This is a genomic window from Mycobacterium arosiense ATCC BAA-1401 = DSM 45069 (assembly GCF_002086125.1).
Taxonomy (GTDB): domain Bacteria; phylum Actinomycetota; class Actinomycetes; order Mycobacteriales; family Mycobacteriaceae; genus Mycobacterium; species Mycobacterium arosiense.
The window spans coordinates 1-6,597 of record NZ_MVHG01000143.1; the positions used below are offsets into that span (position 1 = coordinate 1).

A 6,597-nucleotide genomic window follows, 5' to 3' on the forward strand; every position below is an offset into this window, starting at 1 on the left:
CAACCGATACCGCGAAGCCGTCGTCACACCGACAGCATCACCTCAAACCCCGTCGCCATATGGGAGACACCCCCTAGCCCGATGGCGGCGGCCCGTCCCCCGCAAGCGGGAGGTGCCCCCGGCGCCAGGCTTCGCCGCGCTTGCGACCGCCGCTGCCTGGCGGCGCGCCTCTCAGGTCTGTCTCAGGCGGTGGGACGAAACTAGGGCTGTGCGAATACTGGTCGTCGACGACGATCGCGCGGTGCGCGAGTCGCTGCGTCGCTCATTGTCCTTCAACGGCTACTCCGTTGAGCTGGCCCATGACGGGGTCGAGGCCCTCGAACTGATCGCCAGCGACCGCCCCGATGCGCTCGTCCTGGATGTGATGATGCCGCGTCTGGACGGGCTCGAGGTGTGTCGCCAGCTCCGCAGCACCGGCGACGATCTGCCGATCCTGGTGCTCACCGCGCGCGATTCGGTATCCGAGCGGGTCGCCGGGCTCGACGCGGGCGCCGATGACTATCTGCCGAAGCCCTTCGCCTTGGAGGAACTGCTGGCCAGGATGCGCGCGCTGCTGCGCCGCACCAAGCCGGAGGACGATGCCGAGTCGGTGGCGATGACGTTCTCCGACCTGACGCTGGACCCGGTGACCCGCGAGGTCACTCGCGGCCAGCGCCGGATCAGCCTGACCCGGACCGAATTCGCGTTGCTGGAGATGCTGATCGCCAATCCGCGCCGCGTGCTCACCCGCAGCCGCATCCTTGAAGAGGTGTGGGGATTCGACTTTCCCACCTCGGGCAACGCGTTGGAGGTCTACGTGGGCTATCTGCGGCGCAAGACCGAAGCCGATGGTGAGCCGCGGTTGATCCACACGGTGCGCGGGGTCGGGTATGTCCTTCGGGAGACACCGCCATGACGATGCGGGTCCACCGATGATCCGGTTCCCCCGGCCTCAACGTCCGCCGCTGCGCCCGCCGTTGCGCGCGACGCCCTCGTTGTCGCTGCGGTGGCGGGTGATGCTGCTGGCGATGTCGATGGTCGCCATGGTCGTGGTCCTGATGGCCTTCGCTGTCTACGCCGTGATTTCCGCCGCGCTGTACAGCGACATCGATAACCAACTGCAAAGCCGCGCCCAGTTGTTGATCGCCAGCGGATCACTGGCCGCCGACCCGGGCAAAGCCATCGAAGGCACCGCCTATTCTGACGTCAACGCGATGCTGGTGAACCCGGGTCACGCGATCTATACCGCCCAGCAGCCGGGTCAGACCCTGCCGGTCGGCGCGCCGGAGAAGGCGGTGATCCACGGTGACTTGTTCATGTCGCGGCGCACCGCCGGCGACCAACGAATCCTCGCCGTGCACCTGCAGAACGGCACGTCGCTGCTGATCTCCAAGAGCCTCAAGCCCACCGAAGCGGTGATGAACCGGCTGCGCTGGGTGCTGCTGATCGTCGGCGGTGTCGGTGTGGCGGTCGCCGCGGTGGCGGGCGGCATGGTCACCAGGGCCGGGCTGCGCCCGGTGGCGCGGCTGACCGAGGCGGCCGAGCGGGTGGCGCGCACCGATGACCTGAGACCCATCCCCGTGTTCGGCAGCGACGAATTGGCCAGGCTGACCGAGTCGTTCAACCTGATGCTGCGCGCGCTCGCCGAGTCCCGGGAGCGGCAGGCCCGGCTGGTCACCGACGCCGGCCACGAACTGCGCACCCCGCTGACCTCGTTGCGCACCAACGTCGAGCTGTTGATGGCTTCGATGGAACCGGGGGCGCCGCGCCTACCCGAGCAGGAGATGGTGGACCTGCGGGCCGATGTCGTCGCGCAGATCGAGGAATTGTCAACGCTGGTAGGCGATTTGGTGGACCTCACCCGCGACGACGCCGGGCAGGTGGTGCACGAGCCCGTCGACATGACCGAGGTGATCGATCGGAGCCTGGAGCGAGTCAGGCGGCGGCGCAACGACATTCATTTCAACGTCGACGTCACACCCTGGCAGATGTACGGCGACGCGGCCGGGCTGTCGCGCGCGGTGCTGAACCTGCTGGACAACGCCGCCAAGTGGAGTCCGCCCGGTGGCCACGTCGGAGTCACGATGCGCCAGCTCGACCCGTCGCACGCGGAGCTGGTGATCGCCGATCAAGGCCCTGGCATTCCACCGCAGGAGCGCCGGCTGGTGTTCGAACGGTTCTACCGGTCGACGACGGCGCGGGCCATGCCGGGCTCCGGGCTCGGGCTGGCGATCGTCAAGAAGGTCGTGCTCAACCACGCCGGAATGCTGCGCGTCGAGGACACCGTGCCGGGAGGCCGGCCCCCGGGTACCTCCTTCTATGTGCTGCTGCCCGGCCGGCCGATGCCCGCCTCGAGCTACTCGACCGCCGCCGGCGAAACGCGCACCGATCAGGTAGACGCCACGGCCGACCACCCCAAGGCGGCGCCCGGCGACGAGGCGAACTCTCGGGAATCGGCGAACGTTATCTCAGTGGACTCTCAGTCCGCGCGGGCAAGGTAGGTCTGCGGCTACTGTTGAACCCAGCCGTCGACTTGCCGAAACACTTCAGATAGAGGAAGAGCGACTTAGCGACATGACGAATGACCCGAGGTATTCGCCACCGCCGCAGCAGCCGGGCTACCCGCCCGCGCCGAATCAGCCTGCGCCCGTCCCGAGCCATGCGGGGTCCTCCGGCTACGCCCCCGGACAACAGCAGCCGTACAACCAGCAGTACGACTGGCGCTATCGGTCGCAGCCCTCGTCGTCGCCGACCACGCAGTTCCGCCCGCCCTACGAGCCCTTCAGCACCACCGGGCCGGGCCGGATCTCCGGGGGAACCGGGGTAGGCCCGATACCGACGGGCACCGGCCCGGTTCCCGGCATGCCGCCCGGAATGTCCGGCCAGCCGGAACCCCAGAAGCGTTCTCGCACAGGCCTGTTGGTGGTCGGTGCGCTGGCGATCGCGGTGGTGTCGGCCGGTATCGGTGGTGCCGCGGCGACGGCCGTCGAGCTCGGCACCCACCCGACGGGCAACGGCGGCGGCCGGGCGATCGGGGCGGCGCCCAGCGTCCCTGCCGCGAACATGCCGCCGGGCAGCGTCGAGGGGGTCGCCTCCAAGGTGGTGCCCAGCGTGGTGATGCTCGAGACGGACATCGGGCGACAGTCCGAGGAGGGCTCCGGCATCGTCCTGTCCACCGACGGGCTCATCCTGACCAACAACCACGTGATCGCCGCCGCGGCGGGACCGGCCAAGGGTCCCGGCGGCCCGCCTGGGGCTTCGCCCGGGGCCCCGGTGCCTCCGGGCCTTCCTGGCGGACCGGGCGACGGCGGTGCCGGCGGGCCGACGGCGAAGACCACGGTGACCTTCTCTGACGGTCGCACCGCACCGTTCACGGTGGTCGGCGCCGACCCCACCAGCGATATCGCCGTCATTCGTGTGCAGGGCATGTCCGGGCTCACGCCCATCTCGCTGGGCTCCTCGTCGGACCTGCGCGTCGGCCAGCCGGTCGTGGCGATCGGCTCGCCGCTGGGTCTGTCGGGCACCGTGACCACCGGCATCGTCAGCGCGCTGAACCGGCCGGTGTCCACCACCGGCGAGTCGGGCAACCAGAACACCGTGCTGGACGCGATCCAGACCGACGCCGCGATCAACCCCGGTAACTCCGGTGGCGCCCTGGTCAACATGAACGGCCAACTGGTGGGGGTCAACTCGGCCATCGCCACGCTCGGTGCCGATTCGCCGGACGCCCAGAGCGGTTCGATCGGCCTGGGCTTCGCGATCCCGGTCGATCAGGCCAAGCGCATCGCCGACGAACTGATCGCCACCGGCAAGGCGTCGCACGCCTCGCTCGGCGTGCAGGTGATGAACGACAAGGGCACCCCCGGCGCCAAGGTCGTCGACGTCGTCGCGGGCGGCGCGGCCGCATCGGCCGGCGTCCCCAAGAACGTCGTCGTCACAAAGGTCGACGACCGGCCGATCAACAGCGCCGACGCCCTGGTCGCGGCCGTGCGATCCAAAGCGCCGGGCGACAAGATATCGCTGACATTCCAGGATGCCGCCGGTGGCGGCAGCCGCACCGTGCCGGTCACCCTCGGGAAGGCGGATCAGTAGTGAGAGTGGACGAACCCTCGCCGACGGGATTGTCTGAGCTCGGATATACGGTTGCTCCCATGGAAACGGGTGCGGAATTGGTAGTTGGCCGGGCTCTGGTTGTGGTGGTCGACGATCGCACCGCGCACGGGGACGAGGACCATAGCGGTCCGTTGGTGACCGAGCTGCTGACGGAGGCGGGATTCGTCGTCGACGGTGTGGTCGCTGTCGCCGCCGACGAAATCGAGATCCGAAACGCGCTGAACACCGCGGTGATCGGCGGGGTGGACCTGGTGGTCTCGGTGGGCGGGACCGGCGTCACCCCGCGCGACGTCACCCCGGAGGCCACTCGCGAGATCCTGGATCGCGAAATCCTGGGCATTGCCGAGGCCATCCGCGGCTCGGGGCTGTCGGCGGGCATCATCGACGCCGGCTTGTCCCGCGGTCTGGCCGGCGTGTCCGGCAGCACGTTGGTGGTCAACCTGGCCGGCTCCCGCTATGCGGTGCGCGACGGGATGGCCACGCTGAATCCGTTGGCGGCCCAGATCATCGGGCAGCTGTCGAGCCTGGAGATTTAACCCACGCCGGTTGCGGTCGTAGCGCGCAACCTCGTGGCTTATTTCGATTCGGCTTCCGCGCGGGGTCCGTGCTCCGGTGGGGGCGTGGTCGCCACACTCCCGTGCCTGCCCGGCGAGTCGCCGTTGGTTTGCGCGAGTAGGTCGCGAATCTCCTTGAGCAGGACGACCTGCGCGTCATCGGCCGGCTCGACCTCACCCCGCTTGCGAAGCGTCGTGTAGGGCAAAACGACCAGGAAGTACACCACCGCGGCGATGATCACGAAGTTGATGGCGGCCGACAGGACGTCGTTCAGGTCGATGGTCTGGCCGCCGCCGATGCCGATGCGCAGGATGCCGAGATTGGACTTCTGGTTGACGCCGATCCGGTTGATCAACGGCTTGATGACGGCGTTGGTGAAAGCCGTGACCAGGGCGGTGAAAGCAGTACCGATGACGACCGCGGTGGACAGGTCGATGATGTTGCCCCGCGAGAGAAACTCCTTGAACCCTTTGAGCATTGGGGATGGCCTTTCTGGGACTGGACAGCGTTTGCCGTCGGCTGGCAGACCAACAACGGCCAGGCACTCAGTGCAGGGTGAGCGTGACGATCTGGCTTAGCGCCGACCCTGCCACCGTGTTCGCCACACGAGCCGGCAGCGCAACTAACACTACGCGGTCACTACCGGCGGCCGGACTCTTTTCTTTGGCCGATACCAGCACCACCACGGCGTCAGTGGCCACCACCTTCGGGGCCGCGTGCGAATCGTCCGGCGAGCCGCTGGCCGGCGCCGCGAGCACGTCGACCACGTCGCCGACCCGCACCAGGTCGATCAGGGCGCCGTCCGCCAGATGCAGCGGCACGATGCGGGCGTCGGGCCCCGCCTTGGGCTCGATCGCGGCCTCCGCCAGCCGGCTGCCCAGCAAACGGACGTCGGTGAGCACCTCGCCGCGGCGGACCGGACCGGCCGGCGTCGAACCCACCACGGCATCCATGTCGGCTCGCGCCCCATCGGGAACCGTTGCGGCCAAACGCTTTTCGAGCCGAAGATCGGCGGAAGACAAGGCGGCGCCGGGCCGCAGGTCGTGGCCGGCCACCACCACCTGCGCGTAGTCACCGGCGGGGTTCGAGCGCAGCGCGGCGATTCCGGCCAGCACGACGAGACCGCCCGCGGCGACGCGGCGTGCCAGCACGGTACGAGTCCAGTCCGGGCGCAGCCAGAGCGACAGCCTGCTCAATAGGCTTGGATTCAGCGATGATTCGCCCACGCCGCAACGGTAGGCGCAACCCGGTGCTCGGGCCGCTCGCCGGCACTGCCGGTGTGGATAACCCTCAGCTGGTCGCGGCGGCGGTGGAAGCGGCCGCGCTGCTCGACTTCTCGCTGGAGCCGGAGCCGGACTTCTCGCTGGAGCCGGAGCCGGACTTTTCGCTGGAGTTCGAGGTGCTCGATCCGGAGTCACTCGACGAGGAGCCGTTGGTCGAACCCGACTTCTTTCCGGACTCGCGGCTGTCGGTGCGGTAGAAGCCGCTGCCCTTGAACACCACGCCGACGGAGTTGAAGCGCTTGCGCAGCCGCCCCGAGCACCGCTTGCAGGTGGTCAGCGCGTCCTCGGTGAAGGCTTGCACGATATCGAAGCGATCGTCGCACTCGGTGCACTGATAGCTGTAAGTCGGCACGAAAACCTCCGGATGATTGCAAACCTGGTTAGCACTCTAGCGTCTCAAGTGCTAGAACCGCCACGTGACATGTCTCATTCCCGATATGTCAGCGGGCGACAAGATTCCATTTTCCCTGGCCCAGTCCCATCTTTGTTGTCACCTCAATGGCAAAAGTGACACGAAATGGGACAAATGTGGCCTAAATGCTCATGCGTCGACCCTGGGGATTGAGCTCGGCGTGGATCCATGGGCTAGCTGTAGGAGGTCACCACGTTGGTGACGCCGGTGGCGAGTCGTGATGCTGGTGGCTGGCCGCCAGCGGCAGAGTGTGGT

Annotated in this window: 7 protein-coding genes; 4 read left to right on the forward strand and 3 right to left on the reverse strand. The window is 68.1% G+C overall.

All coding sequences use genetic code 11. From position 1 onward, the window contains the following. Nucleotides 1-208: 208 nt before the first annotated feature. The 4 genes from mprA (at nucleotide 209) to BST14_RS27190 (ending at nucleotide 4,628) form a co-directional block, all read left to right on the forward strand. Entirely contained in the window at nucleotides 209-895 is a 687-nt protein-coding gene (gene mprA / locus BST14_RS27170) for a two-component system response regulator MprA (protein ID WP_067930060.1), read from the forward strand. 16 nt (nucleotides 896-911) lie between these two features. Further along, the gene (locus BST14_RS27175) at nucleotides 912-2,480 is read left to right on the forward strand and encodes a HAMP domain-containing sensor histidine kinase (protein ID WP_083067386.1); all 1,569 of its coding nucleotides are present in this window, start codon (nucleotides 912-914) and stop codon (nucleotides 2,478-2,480) included. 73 nt (nucleotides 2,481-2,553) lie between these two features. Then, nucleotides 2,554-4,071, forward strand: coding sequence for a S1C family serine protease (locus BST14_RS27185; RefSeq protein ID WP_083067387.1), 1,518 nt, complete (start codon nucleotides 2,554-2,556; stop codon nucleotides 4,069-4,071). 59 nt (nucleotides 4,072-4,130) lie between these two features. Further along, nucleotides 4,131-4,628 carry a MogA/MoaB family molybdenum cofactor biosynthesis protein gene (locus tag BST14_RS27190; protein WP_044487196.1) on the forward strand — a complete coding sequence of 166 codons (498 nt, stop codon included), beginning with the start codon at nucleotides 4,131-4,133 and terminating at the stop codon, nucleotides 4,626-4,628. A 38-nt stretch (nucleotides 4,629-4,666) separates the two neighbouring features. Here the strand turns inward: BST14_RS27190 and mscL are convergent, their stop codons facing one another. From mscL to BST14_RS27205, 3 genes are all read right to left on the reverse strand, one after another. Further along, nucleotides 4,667-5,125: a large-conductance mechanosensitive channel protein MscL gene (gene mscL, locus BST14_RS27195; RefSeq protein ID WP_083067388.1), complete on the reverse strand. Its 459-nt coding sequence runs from the start codon at nucleotides 5,123-5,125 to the stop codon at nucleotides 4,667-4,669. 67 nt (nucleotides 5,126-5,192) lie between these two features. Then, nucleotides 5,193-5,873, reverse strand: a complete 681-nt coding sequence (locus BST14_RS27200; RefSeq protein WP_083067389.1) for an SAF domain-containing protein — start codon at nucleotides 5,871-5,873, stop codon at nucleotides 5,193-5,195. 64 nt (nucleotides 5,874-5,937) lie between these two features. Next, entirely contained in the window at nucleotides 5,938-6,282 is a 345-nt protein-coding gene (locus BST14_RS27205; protein WP_083067390.1) for an FmdB family zinc ribbon protein, read from the reverse strand. Nucleotides 6,283-6,597: the final 315 nt, after the last annotated feature.